Source organism: Nonlabens sp. (assembly GCF_047636915.1).
GTDB lineage: Bacteria > Bacteroidota > Bacteroidia > Flavobacteriales > Flavobacteriaceae > Nonlabens.
Genome location: NZ_JBLIGN010000011.1, coordinates 1 through 24,561 on the forward strand (window position 1 = coordinate 1; position 24,561 = coordinate 24,561).

At 35.9% G+C, this 24,561-nt stretch carries 12 protein-coding genes; 7 read left to right on the forward strand and 5 right to left on the reverse strand.

Features of this window, described 5'->3' with window-relative positions; genetic code table 11:
• The coding region (locus tag ACJAT0_RS03300; protein WP_415180507.1) for a zinc-dependent metalloprotease at positions 1–2,306 on the forward strand (2,306 nt) is incomplete at its 5' end.
• 254 nt (positions 2,307–2,560) lie between these two features.
• On the opposite strand, the gene ACJAT0_RS03305 is transcribed toward ACJAT0_RS03300, so the two are convergent.
• Positions 2,561–4,402, reverse strand: coding sequence for a cystathionine beta-synthase (locus ACJAT0_RS03305; RefSeq protein ID WP_415180508.1), 1,842 nt, complete (start codon positions 4,400–4,402; stop codon positions 2,561–2,563).
• Positions 4,403–6,388: 1,986 nt separating this feature from the next.
• Between ACJAT0_RS03305 and ACJAT0_RS03310 the strand changes: the two genes are divergently transcribed.
• The 4 genes from ACJAT0_RS03310 to ACJAT0_RS03325 all read left to right on the forward strand — a co-directional run bounded on the left by ACJAT0_RS03310 (position 6,389) and on the right by ACJAT0_RS03325 (position 16,437).
• Entirely contained in the window at positions 6,389–10,306 is a 3,918-nt protein-coding gene (locus ACJAT0_RS03310; protein WP_415180509.1) for a thrombospondin type 3 repeat-containing protein, read from the forward strand.
• A 56-nt stretch (positions 10,307–10,362) separates the two neighbouring features.
• Positions 10,363–13,863 (forward strand): gliding motility-associated C-terminal domain-containing protein, encoded by a 3,501-nt coding sequence (locus ACJAT0_RS03315; protein WP_415180510.1) that lies wholly within the window; start codon positions 10,363–10,365, stop codon positions 13,861–13,863.
• Between the two features lie 66 nt (positions 13,864–13,929).
• A complete protein-coding gene (locus ACJAT0_RS03320) occupies positions 13,930–14,847 on the forward strand; it encodes a type IX secretion system membrane protein PorP/SprF (protein WP_415180511.1) in 918 nt (305 codons plus the stop codon).
• An 18-nt stretch (positions 14,848–14,865) separates the two neighbouring features.
• Positions 14,866–16,437 (forward strand): OmpA family protein, encoded by a 1,572-nt coding sequence (locus tag ACJAT0_RS03325; protein ID WP_415180512.1) that lies wholly within the window; start codon positions 14,866–14,868, stop codon positions 16,435–16,437.
• A gap of 959 nt (positions 16,438–17,396) precedes the next feature.
• On the opposite strand, the gene ACJAT0_RS03330 is transcribed toward ACJAT0_RS03325, so the two are convergent.
• From ACJAT0_RS03330 to uvrA, 4 genes are all read right to left on the reverse strand, one after another.
• Complete coding sequence (locus ACJAT0_RS03330; protein WP_415180513.1) at positions 17,397–17,645, reverse strand: hypothetical protein; 249 nt, start codon at positions 17,643–17,645, stop codon at positions 17,397–17,399.
• Entirely contained in the window at positions 17,642–17,926 is a 285-nt protein-coding gene (locus ACJAT0_RS03335) for a hypothetical protein (RefSeq protein ID WP_415180514.1), read from the reverse strand. The genes ACJAT0_RS03330 and ACJAT0_RS03335 overlap by 4 nt, the downstream gene beginning before the upstream one ends.
• 1,130 nt (positions 17,927–19,056) lie before the next feature.
• Entirely contained in the window at positions 19,057–20,133 is a 1,077-nt protein-coding gene (gene corA, locus ACJAT0_RS03340; protein ID WP_415180515.1) for a magnesium/cobalt transporter CorA, read from the reverse strand.
• Positions 20,134–20,306: 173 nt separating this feature from the next.
• Positions 20,307–23,120, reverse strand: coding sequence for an excinuclease ABC subunit UvrA (gene uvrA / locus ACJAT0_RS03345; protein ID WP_415180516.1), 2,814 nt, complete (start codon positions 23,118–23,120; stop codon positions 20,307–20,309).
• A 208-nt stretch (positions 23,121–23,328) separates the two neighbouring features.
• Between uvrA and ACJAT0_RS03350 the strand changes: the two genes are divergently transcribed.
• Together ACJAT0_RS03350 and ACJAT0_RS03355 are read left to right on the forward strand one after the other, a co-directional pair.
• A complete protein-coding gene (locus ACJAT0_RS03350) occupies positions 23,329–23,913 on the forward strand; it encodes a sigma-70 family RNA polymerase sigma factor (protein ID WP_415180517.1) in 585 nt (194 codons plus the stop codon).
• 75 nt (positions 23,914–23,988) lie between these two features.
• Positions 23,989–24,135 carry a hypothetical protein gene (locus ACJAT0_RS03355; protein ID WP_374002831.1) on the forward strand — a complete coding sequence of 49 codons (147 nt, stop codon included), beginning with the start codon at positions 23,989–23,991 and terminating at the stop codon, positions 24,133–24,135.
• The last annotated feature ends 426 nt before the right edge of the window (positions 24,136–24,561 follow it).

Below are 24,561 nucleotides of genomic sequence, written 5' to 3' on the forward strand. Positions count from 1 at the left end.
TAGAAGTTAAGGATTTGAACAAAGAATTTCTTTATGTACATTCCTTAACTACCGGTTTAGGGTCCAACGATATAGGACTGGATCGAGGCCAACTGGGTGATGGAGTAGTGGTCAAATGGATCAAAAGCGGGAATAAATTATTATTGATGCAACCCAACTTAAAGTACCGCGCAAGTTCCCCTAATGAAGATGAAAAGGCTTCGATTGAGCAGGCTTTTGCGAAGTCAGTATTGTTTGGTTTTGAGATCAAGGAAGAGAAAAATGGAGTTTATGTGATTGATTTGACTCCATTTTTAATGGAAGATGCTCACGGAGTAACAAAACGCTTGAAAGATCGCAAACAAGGGACTTATAAATTAGACAAATCACGCAGCGTGCTCTGGATGGAAAACACGAAGAGTTTTCCTAAAAATAGCGAGTTTGAAGCCCTGCTGACCTTTATAGGTACGCCTACGGGAAAAGATATAAGAAGTGTCGCTCCAGATGCGAGCAGTATTTCTGTGATCCAGCACCACAGCTTTGTAGAATTACCAGATGCTGCTTATAAACTTCGAGTGTTTCATCCACGTTGTGGTTCTTTTTATACCAGTTATATGGATTACAGCACTCCCGTTTTTGAGCCCTTAGAGAAACGATTGATAACTAGACACAGATTAGAAAAGAAAAACCCAGCAGCAGCCATTAGTGAAGCTGTAGAACCAATTATTTATTATTTGGACCGAGCTACCCCAGAACCAGTGCGCGGTGCTTTAATAGAAGGTGCGGCCTGGTGGAATGATGCTTTTGAAACTGCTGGTTATACGAATGCTTTTCAGGTGAAGATGCTACCAGAAGATGCAGATCCTATGGATTTGAGGTACAACGTCATTCAATGGGTACATCGCAGTACACGTGGCTGGAGCTATGGAGGTAGTATTACAGATCCACGAACTGGAGAGATAATTAAAGGCCATGTGAGTCTGGGTAGTTTACGCATAAGACAAGATTTTATGATCGCTCAGGGATTGCTTAAAGAACCTTTTAAAGAAAATGATGAGAATCACAGTTCGATGATGGAAATGGCACTGGCGAGAATACGACAGTTAGGCGCACACGAAGTAGGGCATACGCTAGGTTTTGCACATAATTTTGCCGCCAGTGCTCAAGATCGTGCTAGTGTGATGGATTATCCGCATCCTAAGATTGACATCGTGGATGGAGAACTATCTTTAAAAGATGCTTATTCTGTCGGAATAGGGGTTTGGGATAAATTAGCGGTCCAGTATTCTTATGGAAATCCAGCAGGTAATCAATCTGAAACCGCTTATTTGCAATCTATTATCAAAACAGCAAACGTTGCCAACCTTAAGTTCCTTTCGGACAGTGATGCTCGAGTTGCTAGTGGGGCAAATGCTAGTGCACACCTTTGGGATAATGGGACAAACCCTTCAGAAGAATTAGTACATGTTTTAAAAGTACGCGAGATTGCTATGAATCAGTTTTCTATTCATAATATCAAATCTGGAGAGCCGTTGAGCGTTTTAGAAGATGTTTTTGTACCTATTTATTTTGCACATAGATACCAGGTAGAAGCAGCTGTAAAATTAATAGGTGGCATAGCCTACGAATACTTGACTAAAGACGGTATTCAAGAATTTAATAATGTAAATGCTGATCAGCAATTGGAAGCCTTGCGTGCGATCTTAAAAACGATAGATCCAGAAACTTTAAAGATTCCGCAATCGGTTTTGAAATTATTCCCGCCTAGAGCATATGGTTATGGAAGAACAAGAGAAAGTTTCCAATCAGAAACTGGAGTGAGCTTTGATCCCTTAAATGCCGCTGCAACTAGCGTGGACATGACTTTTGATTTGTTGTTTCATCCAGAACGTATGAATAGAATCACAACACAGCATGTAATTAAAAATCAATATAAGAGTCAAAATAGAGGTAGTCTTGTTATAGAAAGTTCAACGAGTTCAAGCTTTAGTTTAGGGAATATCCTTAACGTTGCTTCTCTCAAAGTATTTAACGATTATGATAAAGACGATGCCTATGGACTATCTATAGCTCATAGAAATCAGGAGTTGTTTTTAAACCACCTGATGAATCTGATGGCAAGTACAAGAACAAATATTGATGTAAAAGCCACAGCGAGAGATCAATTAAATACTATTGAAAAAGACTTGAGTAAACGGGATTCGTTTGAAAACCAGCTGCTTTCACAAATCAAACAGTTCAATACGCATCCAGAATTATTTAAAGTAAAAAAATTGCCTGCAGTACCAGATGGAAGTCCTATTGGTTGCGGGTATCCCAAGGAGTAGTTTTAAAGAATTTTGAAGCATTCCAAAAGTACTTACAGGCGTTTGTTATATACGGTCATATAAATTTTTGTTCGTTTGTCATATCAGTGCGTAACGAAGCAGGTTCAAAAGAGATGAAAGTATAAAATTTAAAAATCTGTTAAGTATAACGCTTTCGCGAAAGCGGAATCCTCACTAAAACTAAAAAAGCTCAAAGCTTCCAAACAAGAAACTTTGAGCTTAAATATATGGTGCGAAATAAGCCTGATACAGATTTATATACTTTCGACAAATTTTTTAAACACCTTTTTATGTAACTCCATATCTAAATCAGGAGAAAAGGAAGTGCGTACGATGTAGTCCTTATCACCTTCTTTAGTTGTTCCTTGTGTTGAGGTTGCAGGAACGGTCCAATAAACGCCCTTTAACTGGCCATAGCTCACACAGAATTTACTCTCCTTTGGGATTTCATTGATCATCAAATGAATTAGCTTTAAATTCAAAGCTCTTTTGTAAGTTTCTTTTTCTTCATCAGTGGTTCCTTTAGTAGGAAGATCTAATGAAAAAACTGATGGTGTGAATCCTGCCTGTGCGAGTTCTTCTGATACAAAATTGATTTTGGCAGCAGGTAAGGTATCTTGAATAAAGTTTACAAATTCTCTGGTATTGTCATAAGCTCCAACAATACGTTGATTCATAGACGGCAATTGTGCTGCTAGAATTTCATATTGAAGACTGGTTGCTTCGTTATCACAAAGAGATAAATGCACGCTGATTTTCTCCATTAAAGCGCTCGTTTTATTGTTTCCAACGCAGTAACCAGCTGTGCAGCGACCGCCGCTAGGGAATTTTGAGCCGCTAGCGTAGGAAATAGCTTTTATTGTAGAGAGCATTTTATTTTCTCCTAAGAAATGAATGTTAGGACAGAAAGTCTGATCGAGAATAAAAACTGGAGCGATGGCAGGTTCTCCTTGTTCTGTATGGCGCTGTTTGCTTAAAACTTCTTTTAGTTTAAGTAAATCAGGAACTTCCACTCTTGGATTGGTAGGTATTTCAGCAATGATATAGGGAATAGCATCTTCTTGAGCAATTTTTTCTAAAACCGTATCGATACTTTTTACCATATCATTATCACCATCAACTGGTAAATCTACTATCTCAATAGTGTCTAGACAAGCCGCAACTCTTCTAGCTTGGTCGTTTGTTCCACCATAACAGTTAGGAGGTACTATAAATTTAATGGCCTTTCCTTTATGGTTTTCTTGCGCATCGTGAATCAATCCCATCATGATTGCATATTGAATGGATAGACCACTAGTAGCCACTAACGGAGTGATTTGAGTACCTGTAATTTCTTTTATAGAATCTAGAACGCTTTTCTTGTCGGCCGCTAGATTATTTTTTATATTTTTAGAAGACTTTCCTAAAAGTGATTTTAAAGCTGTAAGAGAATCGGCTGGCGTCATGGCAACCGTTTCTCTTCTTCGAACATGCTGAATGTCTGAAATATAGCCTTCGTTCTTTTCTCCATTGACGACTAAAACACTTCCTATATCTTTATGGAGTGCAATAGAAAAGTCAATATTGGGATGTAACTCCACAGCATCCATCTGCTCTTGTTGTGTTATGAAAATGGTGCTTCCATCAAAAGCAGTAATGTCTGATGCGTTTTCTACTTTTTTCAACTCAAAGATATAACCGTAAACACTTTTTATGATTTCCGCATCAAAAAAATCAGGTAATTCTTCTGTGTAATTGATTTGGGTATTTATATTCTCTAATAGATTTTTTCTTAAAATGGATAATACAGGAATGGTCTGAGAAGAAAAACTAATCACATTTTCTGGTTGGAGGCCTTGTAACTTTGAAATTCCCCATTCTAATATACAGCATAAAGGATGACCTAATCTTATATAATCATAAGCGGTAGGTAATATCTCTAATGCAGCAGCGTCACTATTTCCTTTTTGATACAATGTTTCTAACTGATTGATAAACTGAGTTTTGGCTAATTTTTCTTCATAAATATCAAGTCGGTGCGTCGTTAGCCCCAACCAATTATTAGGCATATTCTCTAGAACCTTTTTTATATAGTGCCGTACTTTATTCTCTTGCATAAAACTCTTATTTGTATCGGCGAAAGTATGCATTAATTAGAGGTATTTAGAAGGTTTAACAAGACGTTTGTCTACTTGTTCTCTTCCTGGTGATAACTCCGTTTAATGTCGATAAAGACATTTTATTCAAGGGATCACACAACTAAAATATAAAGGTGATAGGATTGAATAATCAACATCTGACCTAATTTCTACCTGTATACTGTTAGTAGTACGATTTGAGTACACTTTGATGGCTAGTTCCTTCTGCTTCAAATTAAAATAGCACATTGAAAATCTTGATATACTTTTAATGCCACTAATAGGATATACTAGTAACTCGTTTGTTAGCACAGAACAATAACAATCATTGTCTTCTAAGTATAATTGCAACCACGAGAGAGAAATCCCGCCTGTAGCAGCTTTACCGCTGTTAGGCAAGTTGGTTACCAAGTGATTTCTATGAGCTATTTCAAAAATAATTTATCAGTGGTACTTGATGATGTGATGTAATGAATGTGATATGATGCGATGCTATTGTGTTAATTTCTCCCTCAACAAATAATAAAGAACTCTGATGATTAAGTTCCGACAAATTAAACCTGTGCAAACAAAGCTTCAACACCTGCAATAAATTTACCCAGTGCTTTGGCGCTATTTGTGGTGCCATTACCTACATACCAGCCCCTAACAGCAAGGTTATTTAAATTCTAATAACTATTAAGAGTGGTAATACTGATGACACATATTCAATTCTATTGTTTCTAAAGCATTTAAAAGAGGAAAAACAGACTTCTATTAGAAAGTCAAAAGAGAATAGATACCTATAACTATAGGTACAATTTTGTTGTTCTCGTTGATGATGATCTACTGAAAGTGAATCATCATCTCAGAAATCTAATTTGATAGTGTTTAGAAAATACTCAACCCCTATTATTAGAATTCTAAAAAAGTGATTACAAAAAGGCGAAGGCAGTTGGATGAAAATTCTTGGGAAAGAATTTGAGTTGGTACTCATCACCACCATTTTATCAATACTAGTAGTCGATTATCAAAAGCTTGTTTAATATATAATCAATGGGTAAAACACCGTAGGTGTTTTCTGATTATAAAAGGTGATGCACAGATTGAATTACCGCAATAGTTATAGTGGAATTTATTCAACAATAATTGGGTAGTTTATGCTGAGCCAACCTAGGGATAATTGGAACATGTGACAGAATATTTTTAAATTATAGGTTAATTAAACGAAAAAAAACATCCTGTTTTGAGTATTGTTTTTCAAATTCTAAATCAATTTTACGAAATTTGTTTGTTTCAACGAATTTCCCGAACATTTCATCGAATAGTTTTATTTTCTTTTTTCTTACCCCTTATTTTTACTAAAAATCGGATAATTAATTGTTAGTTTTATCGATTATAAATGGCTTACGATGTATTACTTAGGATGATGCATGACGAAAAAAAGAGGATCGAAGGCTGTTGAGTTGCGATAAAATTAATATAATAAACATGAAATTATTTTTTTGGAAACACTATATATGAGGAATTAAATTTTACTGTTTAGCACCACAATTAAGTTAATGTTTTTAGAACAAGTTTTGTTTTTGAACAAACAAGATATTTAGAACTATCCTGTTTTAAAACTTCATCAATACTTTCAATTTGACGAAGTTTTCAATTAGGTTAGTTTTCGAGTAATATTAAAAAAAACGATAATAATTAGATGTTTTATTGCTTCGTGTTTTACATATATAAGAGGTACCATTTATATTAGAAAGAGGTTTAATAAATGCAGTATAATTTCAGATTATATTTCAAAAAACAATCATGTAATTAAGTGGAAACCCTGAGGCAGTTTAGATAAAATTGCAGCCATTTAAATCAAAGAAAAAAATGAAAAAAGGGCGATAAAAGCATTGACATTAAAAATTTCAATTTAAACTATTAAACAACCAATAAATATTAATTTACGATTACTGAATCAACTTCTTACAATTATTAATTATGAAAAATAAATTACTTTTTAGTTTAACTACTATAGCATTGTTGTTATTTTCAAACATAAGTTTGGGTCAAACAGTGAATCTAGGAATACTATCTTCATTTGAAGGTTTTACTGGAAATGGAGCAATCACAAACGGAGCGGGATCTACTTGGGCCGGTGATGCGGGTACTCACTTGGGTGCAATAACTGGAACTTTTGACGGTAACACCTACCTTCCTGGTGCCGAAACAGATCAGGCTAATGAAGATTTGATGAGAACGTTCATTCACCTTAATGACCTTTTTGTTAATTTTCCTGCTACTCATGCTCCTGCTTTTGGAGGTGGGGAGACCATTCTTCCTGGCGTATATTCCATACCTGGTGCAGGATCAGTTGGAACGCTTCTTAAACTTGACGGCCAAAATAACCCTGATTCATTCTTCGTGATTAAATTCGGAGGAGCATTAACCATGGGAGCTGGTGCAGAAATACAATTAATTAATGGGGCGAGATCTTGTAATGTGTTTTTTATGGCCAACGGAGCAATAAATGCAGCTGCAGGTGCTACTGTCAAAGGAACCTTACTTTCTAATGGAGGCGCTATTGGACTTGGTACAAATACAGTTCTTGAAGGAAGGATGTTAACTACAGCGGGAGCAATTTCTACTGCGGTAGGTTGTAGCATTAGCAAACCACTTGGAGTATCTAACATCCCAATATTTTGTGAAGCAACGTGCGAACCAGCTCCAGCAGTGGACGTGTTAGGCGTTCTTTCAGACTACGCACTTTTTACCAGCTCTGGAGCGGTTGCTAATACCGCTGTCTCTGGAATCCTTGGGCATATTGGAGCAAATGCTGGGTCCATATCAGGATATGTGGCAGGTACTCATATAGGAACGGAAGAAGTACAAAACGCTTTGACAGCTGAAGCAACATCAGCTTTAGATGCAGCTTATACTAGCCTTATGGCCATTCCTTCCACAGGAACCCATACGGCTGCTTTTGGTTCAGGAGAGATACTTTCTCCGGGAGTTTATGATATGGCTGCGGGTTCTTTGGCCGGTACTATTACCTTAGACGCAGGAAACGTCGCAAATTCCATATTTGTTATGAGATTTGCTGGAGCATTTAATGTCGCGGCAGGAGCAACGGTAATTCTAGCCAATGGTGCAAGCCGTTGTAATGTATTTTGGATCGGAGGAGCAAACGTAACCACAGGTGCTGTGAATATAGGTGCTAACGCAATAGTAAAAGGAACATTTTTATCCCATGGTGGTGCTTGTAATTCCGGAGCAAACGTATTCTTAGCAGGTAGACAATTGTCTACTCTTGGAGCAGTTAATTCATATACAGGAATAATTTATAACAATCCAGAATGTGTAACTTCTGTTCCGTTAGATGATGAAGATAATGATGGTGTTGTTGATGATGATGATCTTTGTCCTGGAACACCTGCTGGTGAAACAGTAGATGTTAATGGATGTTCTGATTCACGATTAGATGATGATGGTGATGGAGTTTTCAATAATACAGATCTTTGTCCTAACACACCTGCTGGTGAAACGGTTGATGTCAATGGATGTTCTGATTCACAGCTAGACAATGATGGTGATGGAATTTTTAATAATGTTGATAACTGTATTGATACAGTTAATCCAAATCAAGAGGATGAAGATGGAGACAGTATTGGTGATGTTTGTGATCCCCAAGATGATACAGATACCGATGGTGATGGAGTGATAGATATAAACGACAACTGTCCAAATGTCGCCAATCCAAATCAAGAGGATGAAGACGGAGACGGAATTGGTGATGTTTGTGATCCACAAAATGATACAGATACCGATGGTGATGGAGTAATTGATATTAATGACAACTGTCCAAATGTCGCCAATCCAGGTCAAGAGGATTTAGATGGAGATGGAATAGGAGATGTTTGTGATCCCCAAGATGATAGAGATACCGATGGTGATGGTGTGATAGATATAAACGACAACTGTCCAAATGTCGCTAATCCAGGTCAAGAGGATTTAGATGGCGATGGAATAGGAGATGTTTGTGACCCCCAAGATGATAGAGATACCGATGGTGATGGTGTAATTGATATTAACGACAACTGTCCAACTATTGTCAATGCAGGTCAAGAGGATTTAGATGGCGATGGAATAGGAGATGTTTGTGATCCACAAAATGATACAGATACTGATGGTGATGGAGTGATAGATATAAACGACAACTGTCTAAATGTTTTCAATCCAGGTCAAGAGGATTTAGATGGTGATGGTATTGGTGATGCTTGTGATCCACAAAATGATACAGATACCGATGGTGACGGTGTAATTGATATTAACGACAACTGTCCAACTATTGTTAATCAGGGTCAAGAGGATTTAGATGGTGATGGTATTGGTGATGTTTGTGATCCCCAAGATGATACCGATTCCGATGGTGATGGAGTGATAGATATAAACGACAACTGTCCAAATGTTTTCAACCCAGGTCAAGAGGATTTAGATGGTGATGGTATCGGCGATGCTTGTGATCCACAAAATGATACAGATACCGATGGTGACGGTGTAATTGATATCAACGACAATTGTCCAACTATTGCCAATCCAGGTCAAGAGGATTTAGATGGTGATGGAATAGGAGACGTTTGTGATCCCCAAGATGATAGAGATACCGATGGTGATGGTGTGATAGATATCAACGACAACTGTCCAAATGTTGCCAATCCAGGTCAAGAGGATTTAGATGGCGATGGAATAGGAGACGTTTGTGATCCACAAAATGATACAGATACAGATGGTGACGGTGTAATTGATATTAACGACAACTGTCCAAATGTTGCCAATTCAGGTCAAGAGGATTTAGATGGCGATGGAATAGGAGACGTTTGTGACCCCCAAGATGATAGAGATACCGATAGTGACGGTGTGATTGATATTAACGACAACTGTCCAAATGTTGCCAATCCAGGTCAAGAGGATTTAGATGGCGATGGAATAGGAGATGTTTGTGATCCCCAAGATGATAGAGATACCGATGGTGACGGTGTAATTGATATTAACGACAACTGTCCAACTATTGCCAATCCAGGTCAAGAGGATTTAGATGGTGATGGAATAGGAGATGCTTGTGATCCACAAAATGATACAGATACCGATGGTGATGGTGTGATAGATATAAATGACAACTGTCCAAATGTTGTCAATCCAGGTCAAGAGGATTTAGATGGTGATGGTATTGGAGATGCTTGTGATCCACAAAATGATACAGATACCGATGGTGACGGAACACCAGATATTTATGATACAGATGATGATGATGATCTTATAAGTGATGCAGATGAAATTGCTACAGGTACAGACCCATTGGTTGCAAATGTTAGTACAACTGATACTGATGGTGATGGAACTACTGATGCTGATGAGTCAGATGAAACGTCAGGAACAATCACAGATATTAATGGGAATAATATATCTGATGTTAATGAAGCATGGACTGACTTTACTCCATCTATAGAAATTGATTCATTTATGTTTTTAACTGCTGGTGTTTCAAGAAACTTTATTGTAAATGTATCTGAAGTTTTAGGTGGGCCATCTGTTGGACCAGTAGTCTTAAAGCTTAAAAAAACAAGTGCCTTTATGGTAAGCTATTCAGCTACCACTACAGGTGTGCTAGTTAATAACGGTACCACAGTGAACAATAATGATTGGGATATTACAGAAGATATGTTATTTGTGACTATGACCTTAAAACCTGGCGTAATTATATCCGGGAATTCGGTTTCTCGAATAGGTTTCACCATAGAACGTAATTCAAATATACCGGCACAAACTGCATCACCAATTACGGTAGCAATTGCAACAGGAACTGGTGGTGATGCTAATAGGTACAATGATTCTTATAACATTATTGTTCAAGCTCAATAATCAAAGTTAATTCTCAAGAAATAATGAACATACTAAAGAATAATACCATGAATACTTTGAATAAATTAATAATACTGTTTTTTACCGTATTTATGTTTATACCAAAAGGGTATTCACAGAGTATAGCAGACCCTGGAATTGAAATTTTAATGTCGCCACCTACAGTGACAAACGGTTCTCTAGGAATCTTAAATGTCAATGTAGGTAATTATGGCAATGGAGATATTGTGCAAAATTCGCTGACGGTTGTTGTAAGTGTAGGAGCTAATGCTGAAATTATAGGAGTTGGTACTGCTAGCGACGTGCGTTGGACTCTATTTAGTTTAACGACAGGTTCTGCAAACACAATAAAATTAACAAATTCAGGAGGAAGTTTTTCTTCATTTGACGTGAGTGATATCTTATTGAATGTGAGAGGTACTAGTCTGGGTGACGCTAATGGAATTATTGGAAATGTGGTGTATATCACTGCTAATAATCCTTTGTTGTGCTCTGGTTGTATCGCACCACCCTTAAATATATCACAAGGAAATGCGGACAGTACAAATGACAATTCATCTACAAGTTTATCGGTCACTGAGTTACCTATATCAGAGGATGACATTAATCAGACTATGGTAAACACTTCTGTAAATGGTAATGTCCTTATTAACGATAGGGATCCTATGGGTGGTGGATTGGTGGTGTCGACTACACCAGTAAATGCTCCATTAAATGGAACCCTAGTTTTAAATTCAAATGGGACGTATACGTACACCTCTAATATTGGTTTCATTGGAGTAGATACATTTATTTATGAAGTCTGTAATAACGGTAATCCATTAGATTGTACTACCGGCGAAGTTTTCATAACGGTAACTGGCCCATCTTTGAATGGGAATTATCCACCAATAGTGCAAAATGATAATGCAACTACCGAATCAGGTGCTAACGTACTTATTCACATATTGGATAATGATTCTGACCCAGATGGAACTATAAATATCGGATCTGTAAGTTTAGATATAAATAGCATACCTGGATCTACATGTGTCAATACCGTAAATGGTCGTTGTCTAGAGGTGAATGTACCAAATGAAGGAACATATATTTTGAATCCAGTAAATGGAGTAGTATCATTTAATCCAGAGCCAGGTTTTGTCGGTGAAACTACACCTTTGGGTTATACCCTTTGTGATGACAATACACCAGCAGCCGTATGTGCTAATGCAACGATCTCAGTAGTTATTAGTGATCCATTTGTAAATGAGATGACTGCAGAAGATGATGCAACTATAGCAAATGCTGGTGATATTTTAATGGCGAACGTGTTATCTAACGATATTGATCCAGACGGAAGTACTGGTTTACCCGGTGTAGACAGTGCCCTTGCTATAATCGCTATTGATGGCAGTATTGGACCTTTAGTATTAGGAACCCCAACAGCAATTTATGGATCTGATTTAAATACTCCTGGAACTTTCGTCATTGCTGGTATTTTATTATTGAATGCCGATGGTACCTATGAATATACCGCAGATATAAACTTTTTTGGGTCTGTATTTATATCCTATGTAGCTTGTGACAATGATTTAGATAATGCTTGTGATAGTGCTACACTGTACTTAACAACACTATCGCAAACTCCACAAATTACTCTAACCGCTGCAGATTGTTCTAATGCTGCCGCAGTAATGGTAACCAATTATAATGCAGAATTAACCTATACATCTTCACCATTAGGATTAACAGTAGGTGCAGGAGGTGCAATTTCTGGAGGAATTACTGGCGATACTTATGTGATAATAGCCGAAAATGCTACAACGAGTACAGCAACATCATTAGATTTTGTGTTTAATAATGATGCCCAATTAGCTGCACCAGCCGATGTAGTTGTTGCAAGCATAGATCAGGGCATATGTTCCAGTGAATTTCTTTCGATTGAATTTCAAGGTCCTTTAGGTGTGAATGAAATTTTGGAACTCTATACAGATGCTAGTTTAACTGTTCCTGCAAATCCAGCAGTTGCTTCAGGTACTTCTTGGTTATCGTTAGATCCATTTACTACATCTGGGAGTCTATGGGCAGTCAGAAGTAATAGTTCTTTAGTTTGTCCTGCAAACTCGTTAGAGATTCCTTTTATTGTTTTAGATTGCCTTGATTTGGCAATTACTAAAACTGTAAGTAATGAATTTCCTAATTTTGGTGACACAGTTGACTTTGTAATTACGCTAACAAATTTAGGATCCATTGATGCTACAAATGTGAATATTTTGGAAGATTTACCTTCTGGTTTTAACGCTTCATCAGCAATTTTTGTTCCCTCAATAGGTAGCTATAATCCAGTATCGAGTATTTGGTCAATTCCTAGTTTCGGAAGTGCTGCGATAGAAACTTTAACTGTATCAGTTGTGGTAGAGTCGACTGGTGACTATACTAATTGCGCTTCAATAACAAGTTTAAATGAAGTAGACTCAGATTTAAATAATAATGAGGCATGCGCTTCTGTAACTCCTTCTTCACAAGCTGATTTACGATTAACTAAAATAGTAAATAACGCTACACCAAATGTTGGGGATACTGTACAGTTTACCATATCACTAATTAATGATAGTAATAATAGCGTTTTACTTACATCGGTTATAGATCTTTTACCTAGTGGGTATACATTTCTTGGCAGTAGCGTCGGTCTAGATTATGATCCTGACACAGGAATATGGACCGTTAACAGTTTGCCCGCAGGACAAACTCGTTATTTGCTAATAGATGCTAGAGTAAATGCAAATGGAGCGTATGAAAATTGTGCATCCATACAAAGCGCAAGTGTAGTTGATCCTAATCTTGCTAATAATGATGATTGTGCTGAGACAGTTCCAGTATCTTTAATTGATTTATCGCTTATAAAAACGGTGGATAACATGAGTCCAGAGCCAAATGCTGAAATTACGTTTACTATCTCAGTTACTAACGCTGGTCCTAGTGATGCGACCGGGGTTGAAATAATGGATGCTTTAGCATCAGGTTATGAATTTATAAGTGCCTATACAGAGGTAGGATCTTATGATGCGAATACAGGTATTTGGTCATTAGGGAATATATCTAACGATACAACATATGAATTAGAGATTAGAGTAAATGTATTATCAATTGGGGAATATTTAAATACCACTGAGGTTGTTTATGCTAACGAGCAGGATATTGACTCAACACCTAACAATGGTATCATTACGGAAGATGATTATTCTCAAGTCTTACCGGCACCAGTTTTAATCCTTTCAATACCTAATGTGATTACTGTCAACGGTGACGAGGTAAATGATGAGTTTAGGATCAATAATTTAGAAGTTCTTTATCCAAATTTCGGTATGCAAATATTTAATAGATGGGGTAATCAAGTATATGAGTATACACACGGTGGAAATCCTAGAATTGAACCACGATGGTGGAATGGTTTTTCTGATGGTAAAATGAATATTTCTAAAGGAGAAATGTTACCCCCTTCTACATACTTCTACGTTCTTCGTTTTAATGATGGAAATAGAAAGCCTGAAACAGGTTGGGTATATTTAAATAGATAAACTAATATTTAGGGAGCAATGGATATAATATTTTGTTCCCTATAGTTAATATAAGATTAGAGTTTTATGAAAAATAGTAGATTAATTTGCGGATTATTAATTGTCTTATCTGCTTCATCTGTGTTTGGGCAACAAGATGCCCAGTATACCCAGTATATGTACAACATGAATGTTTTAAATCCAGCCTATGCAGGATCCAGAGGTAACTTAAGTATTGGTGTATTAGGAAGAGCTCAGTGGGTAGGAGTTGAAGGAGCACCTCGAACTATAACCTTGGCTGTAAATGGTCCTGTAGGCGAAAAGGTAGGTTTAGGATTATCTGCGATTTCGGATTCATTTGGTCCTGTAACAGAGCAAAGTTTATACGTTGATTTTTCTTATGCTATAAGAACTTCAGAAATAGGACGATTGGCATTCGGCGTAAAAGCAGGGGCTTCGTTTTTAAATGTCGATCTACTGTCTTTAAACCCAAATGATCCTGAATTCAGCAATACTTTATCAGATAATATCAATGAGGTGTATCCAAATATTGGAGCAGGAGCTTACTATTATACAGACCGCTTTTATTTAGGTCTATCGGTTCCAAATCTTATTGATAGTAAACATCTAAAAGAAGAATCTGGAATTGTAAGTACAGCTACAGAAGAAATGCATTATTTTCTGACTTCGGGATATGTCTTTCAACTATCTGATGCTTTTAAGTTAAAGCCCTCTTTTTTGTTTAAAGGGTCATTCGGGTCCCCATTATCCTTAGATTTATCCACTAATGTATTGATTTATGATAAATTTGAATTGGGACTTTCTTATAGATTTGAAGATTCTGTAAGTGCTATGGCAGGCTTTCAGGTGACACCAGAAATACGAGTAGGTTATGCATTTGATTACACTGTTTCAAATCTAGGGAATTATAATTCTGGTTCACACGAAATATTATTACTGTTTGATTTTCTTAATAATAAACTCAAGAGTCCTAGATTCTTTTAAATTATAATAATTATTTACATGAAAAAATATATTGTATGTATTGCAACTCTATTCGTGAGCTTTATCGCTTTATCCCAAACTGTCGATCGTTATGAAATAAAGCACCTGTCCGATATAAATACTAAATATTCGGATTTTGGCGTTGCTTATTACGGAGATGATCAAGTGGTATTTGCTTCCTCAAGAAAAGTTCGTAGTTTACGAAACCGAACCTGGGCAAATAATTCTCAGCCTTTTCTTAATTTGTATCAAGGTAATAAAACTGAAAATGGTGAGATCTTAGATATTGAATTGTTTTCATCAAAGATTAATACTAAATATCATGAGTCTAATGCTGTGTTTGCCGCTGATTTGAAGACCGTTTATTTTACTCGGAATAATTATTTTGACAGGAAATATAAAAAGGATGAGGATGGAATGAATAATTTAAAATTGTATAGAGCTCATATTAATGAAAAAGGTTTGTGGGGTGATATTGAAGATTTTTCCTTTAATAATGACTCTTATTCAGTGGGTCATCCTTCCCTGAGCAGTGATGGCAAAATGCTTTATTTTATTTCTGACATGCCTGGTGGTTTTGGAAAAACTGATATTTATTATGTACATTTATTAGAGGACGGAACTTATGGGGAGCCTATTAATGCTGGTCCTATGGTGAACACTATGAACCGTGAAATGTTTCCATTTCTCAGTAAAAAGGGCATTCTTTATTTTTCTTCTGATGGTAGGTCTGGGCTTGGTAGTTTAGATATTTATAAGAGTGTTGTGTCTGATGGTGGTACAGTTTACTCGAATTCTAAAAGTTTAGAAAGTCCAGTAAATAGTGTTTGGGATGATTTTGCATTCACCATAAATGAAAAAGACTCGACGGGTTATTTTTCTTCTAATAGAGAAGGTGGTAAAGGAGACGATGATATTTATTTCTTTAAAGAAACGATCACAGGAGTACAGTATGTTAAAGGTATCATCAAAGATGACGGTATTGGTGATTTGATTCCTGGAGTGTTGGTTAGTTTGTATAAGGATAATGTTGAAATTGAAAAAGTGATCACTGGTGATGATGGTGGATTTAGCTTTACAGTCGACTGTGAGTCTAATTATACAATCCTGGGAACAAAAAAAGGTTTTATAGATTTTAGCAAGGATTTTGTTACTTCAAACGAAGATCAACTAGAAATAGAGCTAGTTATTGAGTTAAAGGATGAAGATATCGTCGAGATAGATGGTATTGATTTTATAAATATAAACCCAATTTATTTTGATTTAGAGAAGGCAATTATTCGTCCTGACGCAACAATTGAACTTCAAAAGGTAATAACCGTTATGAAACGATATCCCCAAATGATTGTGCAATTGGGTTCGCATACAGACAGCCGAAATACGAACACATACAATGATGCCTTATCAAGTCGGAGAGCTGCGTCATCCTTGGAATATATCGTATCTAGAGGGATAGATCGTACAAGAATATTTGGTTTTGGTTATGGAGAAACACAATTGGTTAATGCCTGTACTGATGGTGTAAAATGCTCTGAAGAGGAGCATCAATTAAATAGGAGAACCGAATTTGTTATTATTAGATATAATTAAGTAATCTCCATAAATAATATTTTCTTGGTCATTATATTTTGATCCATAATGACCAAGGGAATTTATAGGTTTATTCAACCTTACATTCAGTACTTGTTATGGTTCTTGAAGATTAATGGGCTGATATGTGAGCACTCCTTTTTTAATAATTTTATCAACGTTCCGTTTCAACTTACAACCACTGATTTTAAGAGCATACTTTATCACTAACTTTGCACATCCTAAAGTGCCGGTATGGTACTTTACAATACCTCAAGATATTTATGATCGCATATAGTTTTTCATACTGTCTCTTATTACTTTGCTTTTTCTTTCTGACAAAGTTATTTTTAAGAATATCATATTTTCCTAAGTTTTCCCGGCGCTTCTAATAAATTTGGTAAAGAGTGTACACTCCATATTTTTATGTTAGGATTAGCAGAGGTTATAGGCACCTTTTTCTTTTCACAATCATAGCTTTTGCCTTTCTGTTTTATTCTTTACCTTCTTTAGTATCTATTTCATTGAGAGGATATTTCAAAATACTGCTCCTGATTTTCTATTTGACATACAGGAGCTTTGCCTTGCTACTGTTAAATTGTGGTTCTATCCGAATCAAAAAACAAACCTATTTCTCTGCCCTGTGCAGAGCAAAACAGCTTTTGGAGATCAAATCTAACCCTATAAGATAGTGTGTTTGCTTTGGTCTACCCTTATAACTATAGTCATAACTATATTTTCACTCCCCTTAGACCGTGCACAGATCAAATATTTATAGTCATTTTGTGATTTTATTTTCACTAACATGCTTTACAAGTATGCTGTTATATCATTTCTTCACAGCTTAGTATATCTACACTTTAAATACATCTGTAACCGTTCTCTCTATCGATAACAAAGTACAGAAAACAAATGATTCATTTATTATTTTTTTATAGAAGTATTGTGATGTTGTTTTTTGACTTTGATTAAGTAGCCTGTTAGATCACATAAATTTGATAACTACTTACTTTATAGCCAACAGACTCACCAGTATCTTCTTTGTTTTCCAGCACAGACATATTTATCATAAAATCCATTCGGTCTTTATAAAACACTTCGTTATTATTCAATAAACTACCAGCAATTTCATAGGTGCTGAACAGTGTATTTTTAGAATAAGCAACAGGAAGAACAATACCGTTATTCTCATCTAATTCGTAGATATGGGAGTTTTCAGTCCGGATCAAAGTGTAGGCCTTTTCTGATCGTTTTGGACCGTAAAATATTTGTAATCGTATCTCGAGCTATCTGGTGTAGCGAGTAGATGAAACTCCATGGGAATAACTTCAATATCGCTACTTGACATATTTACTAAATCTCCTTTATTAATGCCTAAGAAAGCATTGGGGAATACAAATTCTTTTACTACTTGCTCTGTGTTAGATTCTTCTGCAACCTTATTTGATTCAGAAATTCTTTTGCAGTTGACAAAAAGCAAAAGTAGGCTTATGGGGATCCATTGTCTCATGAACCAAAAATAGGATTTTATTTGTTTTGCTTTGTCTCTTAAAAAATGTGTTAAAATCTTTTTTTTTAAAAGATAAAAGCTTCGAAAAACTAGAGCTATTCATAAAACTATGAAATCATTAATACAGAGCTGCGAGTTATTTTCCAATTTTTCCAATTCAAAGATCTTAAGAGGACTGATTTTGTTTTTTTTGATGATCCCTTTTGATTAATTAAAGAGAATAATTGTGATGGTGGAAATTGTTTTTTGTGAGGTACGACTCGTTTTTTTTTTCTGCTTTCGCGGAAGCGAGATGACAAACCACTATACCTAAAAAAATCCCGAAAAGTCAAAGATGACATCTCAGGATTTTCAAAAAACCAACTAAAAAACATTATGAAAATTATAAATAGTAACCTTCCCCTTATAAACATCAATACTTGTGCCAAACTACTATGCACGCACAGCAATGTGTGTCTAGCACAACATTATAGGTCAAGTAACTCCAGTATTCCGTAATTAAACTGTCTAAAAAGGAAAGTTGCCGAAGTAAGCAAAATTGTCGCTACATAATCAAAATTAAATATCATTCCAATATTCATATACAAAATACCTTACCAGTCTTTGTTATCTGAAAATTCAATAAAAAGACATTCAAGACTTGTGTCGAAGAATCCAACCGTATGCATTGCTTATTGCAATCAAATCTGCAGAACAATAAAAAGCTTTAAATACACCTGAATAAACAGATAGATAGTTCAGGTATCTGATCACACGAATTTATCTTCTCAAAACTATTCTAACGTAAGCCATCAAATCCATAATTAATATGCGTTTCATTTTAATGTTTATACAAAATCCAGCTATATTATGGCTATATGGAATGGTTTCACTGTCAACGAGAAGAATTGTAATTAGTTGAAATGCCAAATGGTCAGTATATGTAACCAAAACCTTTCCTTTTGGCACATCATTAAAAATAAGAACACAAGAAGGATGTATTTGGTGAAGTGATACCAGCAGTATAAAAATTAGAGGGGCTAGAGCTAGCGTCATAATTGAAGATGGCATAGATTGATTGAATTCTTTCTTAGATCGCGATCCTTAAAAGATACTATAAGGATTAATGAGAGTGTTTGAACTTCTATTATTTAGAGCCACTTTTTCCATCTAAAGATAGCCAGCAGCGTTATAAAGATAACTGTATTAATCATCCAGAAATAGGGATACCCATATTCCCATGTCAGTTCTGGGATGTGTTGAAAATTCATCCCATAAACCCCTGCTACAAATGTCATAGGTATAAAAATCGAAGAAACGATAGTGAGAACCTGCATGATTTGATTCATCTTATAACTTACACTAGAAAGGTACATGTCGCGTAAACCAGCGTTAATCTCTCGGTAGGACTCCACTGTTTCTATAATTTGAATACAATGATCATAAGCATCTTGAAGGTAGGCATGAGTCCGATTTTCAATCAATTTACTGTCTTCTTTAAGTAATCTAGAAATTGATTCTCTTAAAGGAAAAATAGCATGACGAAGTTTTAATAACATTCTTTTATTTTTCTGCACTTTATTCAAAGAATCCTTCTGCGGATTTTCAAAGATTTCATCTTCTAGCTGATCTAAATAATCTCCTATTTGTTCTACTGCAATAAAATAGTGATCTATAATACTGTCTACGAGTGCGTAGAATAAATAGTCGTTTTTTACAGACCTTATGCGGCCCCGACTATTTTCTATACGTTCTCTAATGTTCTCAAAAACATCTCCAGTTTTTTCTTGAAAGGTAATAACGGCATCTTCAGTAAGGATAATACTTATTTGTTCTTCATTGAGTTCATGATTTTCTGAATCGTAAGATATCATTTTGATACATTGATATATATGATCGGCGTAGAATTCTGTCTTAGGACGTTGTGTGGTATTTGCAATATCTTCTAGAAGTAAGTGGTGCAAATGGAATTTAGACCCCACTTTTTTTAAGAGGTCAATATCATGAACACCGTCAATATTAAACCAGTTGACTCGATCCTCTTTAAGCTGGTCCAGAAAAATACCGTCTTGTTTAGAAAAATGTGTTTCATCATAGAGGATAGTCTCTGCGGTAACCGCTTCTGTTCGATCGGCTCCGACATAAGAAATGGTTCCGGGAGGTTGGAAAACATTATTTCTAAGTTTAGGAATTGCTTTGTGTCGCAATCTTAAATGAGGCTTTTTCATGAATCGGCTAATGAAATAAATTCTGTCTAAATCAAATATAAGAAGTTTCTCTTAACGGTCAACAACAATAATTTAAGAGCATTATGCATCCGTTTTTTTTAAAGAGAAACTTTTAGACATCTGTTTCAGAACTACTTATGTCTTTTTTTTTTAGAATCCGCCGTTTTTTTTATTTATGTAGACTGCTTCAACTTCTCTGCGATATAGGGGGCTGTATAACTATTTGTTTCTGTGGCAACTTCTTCAGGTGTTCCATAGGCGACTAATTTACCACCAGCTTTACCGCCTTCAAGCCCTAAATCTATAATGTAGTCCGCACATTTTACCAATTCCATATTATGTTCTATGACGATAACAGAATGTCCTTTATCAATCAATGCATTGAAACTATCAAGTAACTTATTGATGTCGTGGAAGTGCAACCCCGTGGTAGGCTCGTCAAAAATAAATAGGGTCTTATCAGTTGTAGTTCCTTTTACTAAAAAACTAGCCAATTTAATACGTTGGGCCTCGCCACCAGATAGGGTAGAAGAGCTTTGTCCTAAAGTTACATATCCTAATCCTACGTCCTGTAAGGGTTGAAGTTTTCTAGTAATTTTTGATTCGTTATTTGCGTCAAAAAAAGCGATGGCATCATTAATAGTCAGGTTTAAAATATCATCTATATTTTTATCCTGAAATTTGACTTCCAAAATTTCTTTTTTGAAACGTCTTCCATTACAGGTTTCACATTTCAAAGTTACGTCTGCCATAAATTGCATTTCGATCGTCACTTCTCCGTCTCCTTTGCAGGTTTCACATCTGCCGCCATCTACATTAAAAGAAAAGTGTTTCGGCATGTAGTTTCTTATCTTAGCAACCTTTTGATTAGCACATAAATTTCGTATGTCGTCATAAGCCTTGATGTAAGTAACAGGATTGGATCTAGAACTACGTCCTATAGGATTTTGATCTATAAATTCCACTGTTTTTACATTCTCAAACTTTCCTTTTATATCTGAATACTGTCCTGCTTTCTTTCCATAACCGCCAAGTTTTTTTAAGATGGCAGGATAGAGAATTTGCTTGACAAGTGTGGACTTTCCGCTGCCAGAAACTCCAGTTACCATGGTTAAAACACCAAGAGGAAAACGCACGTCAATATTCTGAAGATTGTTCTGTCTCGCTCCTACAATATCTATATAATATTTATGAGATCTACGCTTTCGCGGAAGCGGAATTGCCATAGAACCATTCAAATACTTTGCTGTAAGACTGTCTGATTTCAAAATCTCCTCCAGTGTCCCAGCAGCGACTACTTCACCACCATGAGTTCCAGCTTCTGGACCTATATCGATAATCTGATCTGCAGCTTGCATGATTTCTTCGTCATGCTCAACAACGATCACGGTATTTCCTAGATCGCGTAGATTTTTAAGAACTTTAATTAAACGCTTCGTGTCTCTTGGATGCAGTCCTATACTAGGCTCATCTAAAATATACATACTACCTACTAAGCTGCTTCCCAAAGAGGTCGCCAGATTGATGCGCTGAGATTCTCCTCCAGATAAACTGTTGGATTTGCGATTCAATGTCAAATAATCCAGTCCTACATCTGATAAGAATGTAAGTCTATTGTTAATTTCAATAAGCAATCTTTTAGCAATTTCCTGATCGTGGTTGTTGATTTTCAGGTTCTTAAAAAAAACAATCAATTCCTTTATAGGTAAGGTTACGAGATCTGTGATGTTAGTTTCTGCAATCTTGACGTAGTTGGTTTCTTTTCTTAATCTCGTACCATTGCAATTGCTGCATTTTGTTTTACCTCGATACCTAGAAAGCATGACGCGATTTTGAATTTTATAAGCTTTTGACTCCACCTCATCAAAGAAGGAATGAATGCCATTGAAGTACTTATTCCCATCCCAAACCAATTGTTTTTGTCTATCTGTCAGCTCAAACCAGGGCCGGTGAACAGGAAAATCAAATTTACTTGCGTTTTTAATCAACTCATTATTATAGTAAGACATGCTTTCACCGCGCCATGGGAATACTGCCTTTTGATAAACAGAGAGTGCTGTATTAGGGATTACAAGATCTTCATCGACTCCTACAACGTCTCCATAACCATTGCAACGAGGGCAAGCTCCATAGGGATTATTGAAACTAAATAAATGCGGATTAGGCTCTTGGAATTCTATTCCGTCCAATTCAAATTTATTGGTAAACTCTCTCACCTTACTGCCATCCATGTGTTCTATAAAAGCAACGCCTTTTCCTTCAAAAAAAGCCGTGTCTATTGCATCTGCGAGCCTGTTGTAGAAGTCTTCATCATCGCGCACTATAATACGGTCTACGACTATCTTTACTTCGTCATTTTGAGAATAGGTCAGGTGTTCTTCATCTATTCTATGAACAGAATCATTTATTTTAATACGCGTATACCCTTGTTGTTGGAGTGCTTGAAGTTGCTGTGCAGTATCGCGTTTCCCTTTAATTATTAGTCGAGTGGTAAGTAATAATTTAGATCCTTCATCCTGTTGCTTTACATAGTTAGTGACATCTGTAACCGTATCCTTTTTTACTTCATCTCCTGAAATAGGCGAATAAGTATGTCCTATACGTGCAAATAACAATTTGAGATAATCATAAATCTCTGTAGTGGTTCCAACCGTAGAACGTGGATTTGTCGAGTTTACTTTTTGTTCGATTGCTATGGCTGGAGCAATACCTTTGATATACTCCACTTTAGGTTTATTGAGACGTCCTAAAAACTGTCTTGCATAAGAAGACAGGCTCTCGACATACCGACGTTGACCTTCGGCATAAAGCGTGTCAAATGCAAGTGAAGACTTACCACTTCCTGATAAACCAGTGATTACCACAAGTTTATTTCTAGGAATTACAACGTCTAATTTTTTTAGGTTGTGAAGCTCAGCACCTTTAATAAGAATATTCTCCTTAGGGCTTAACTGGTCTATATCGGCAAACAATTTTGTTTCAAGCATAGCTACAAATATAAGTGTGTACTGGCCCTTCAAAGAATGGTTTATTGTGATTTAAATGTTAAAAAACGTTATTAAGTTTTGTATATATGGAATAAATGTTGTTATATTTATCCCGTTAACTTTTTTTAAACAATTTGCCTATACTATAACATTACTTTAAAAACAAGATCAAAGACTCACATTCTGAGATCAACAAAGTTGTTATGTTATGAAAATAGAAAATGCACAGGATGCTGTATTGGTTAGGCAATACCTCCTTGGTGATGAAAAGGGTCTTGAGATCCTCATAACCCGTCACAAACAAAGAATCTATAGTTTTATTTTTTCTAAAGTAATGGATAGAGACATTACAGAAGATATCTTTCAAGATACTTTTATAAAAGTTATCCGTACCCTTAGAAAAGGCAAGTACAACGAAGAAGGTAAATTTCTTCCCTGGGTGATGCGTATTGCCCACAACCTAGTTATCGATCATTTCCGTCGCAATAAACGCATGCCTAAATTTCAATCCCGCAATGACTTTGACATTTTTGATGTGATTAGTGATGGAGAAGAAAGTAAGGAATATGAAATGATAACCAGTCAGGTGCATGAAGATGTTAGAAGACTGGTAGAAGAACTTCCAAATGACCAAAAAGAAGTACTTATCATGCGTATATTTAAAGAGATGTCCTTTAAGGAAATAGCTGAATCTACTGGCGTAAGTATCAACACGGCATTAGGTAGAATGCGGTATGCACTCATCAATTTACGCAAGATTATTGACAAAAATAATATTATATTAACAAGATAATTTAAAATATTTAGCTGATTCTTATAATAAAGTAGCAAAAAGTGCGTTTAATTCAAAACTAAACTCACTTGCAACATGGCAAAACTTTACAATGAATCATTCCCTGAACCAGTCAAACCTACAGGTCCAAAAGGAGAAACGGTAAAATTCCTGCTCAACTTTTCAAAAGCATTAAGTATTACACGATATAAGAACATGACGTTTGAAACGCTTAACAATTGAAATGCAATAGCCTTATATCAATAGTTGTTTTCAGTCTGAAAACCCATCCTCAAAGCTACTGAGAATGGGTTTTCTTTTTTCTAGTGTTCCCGTTGTTGTAAAGAAAAGTTGGTTATAGATTCAGACACAATCCACCAGCATGACTAGACAAAAATTTTATGTTCTGTTTATTTAAAGTTATTAAGAGTATTATCTGTATCTAATCAACCTTATCAACCCAATCTATGCTGCTCTAAAAGTTGCCGCTTATGTGTTCCTATCGGTATGTAAATTTATTATGTTGAATGCAAGATCCTCATAAAGGTACTTTTAAACGCGTTCATACTCCGCAAAGCGGCAACAACTGGTGCAATCAAATTGGAATAGAAAGTTTTCAATTTTTATAAAAAATATTGATAAAGACAATAACCCCAAGGAAAATTAAGA